Source organism: Variovorax sp. P2_H12 (assembly GCF_056403395.1).
This window is the reverse complement of record NZ_JBFUFO010000190.1, coordinates 1-455: the sequence shown is the minus strand read 5'-3', so window position 1 is coordinate 455 and position 455 is coordinate 1. Positions and strand designations below refer to the sequence as shown.

The following is a 455-nucleotide window of genomic DNA, read 5'->3' as shown; positions in this document are numbered from 1 at the left end:
ACTCACGGCGACGGGCGCGGAGACGATGCACAAGGTCGCGCCGCACCATGTCGCTTCGGTGCGCAAACACTTCATGGACCTGCTGACGCCCGAAGCACTGGCGGACCTGCATGCGGCGCTGACGCCGGTTGCGGATCATCTGCGAGGGCGGCGGGGCAAGCCGTAGCGCGGCGGGGTACGCGGACAGGGGGACGCGGTTGCGGGAGTGCGCCGTTGCACGGGCGCGGCGGCCTTGTCCTCGATCGCCGGGCGGGCTCGGTCTGCCCTGAGTCGCCGGCGGGCCCGAACGGGCGGGGGCGTGCTCATCAGCAGGCCCGGCGTTGCCCTCATCTGCCTGGATCCGGCCTTGCCGGCAGGCGTAGTTCGAAGCGAGCACCGCCTTCCGGGGATCGGGTGACCGTCAGGGTGCCCTCGTGTCTGCGGGCCACGTCTCTCGCGATGGCGAGACCCAGGCC

General features: G+C 72.1%; 1 protein-coding gene. It reads right to left on the bottom strand.

Annotated elements, in window-relative coordinates; all coding sequences use genetic code 11:
- Nucleotides 1-326: 326 nt before the first annotated feature.
- Nucleotides 327-452 carry an ATP-binding protein gene (locus AC1DYK_RS35765; RefSeq protein WP_478170580.1) on the bottom strand — a complete coding sequence of 42 codons (126 nt, stop codon included), beginning with the start codon at nt 450-452 and terminating at the stop codon, nt 327-329.
- Between the last annotated feature and the right edge of the window lie 3 nt (nt 453-455).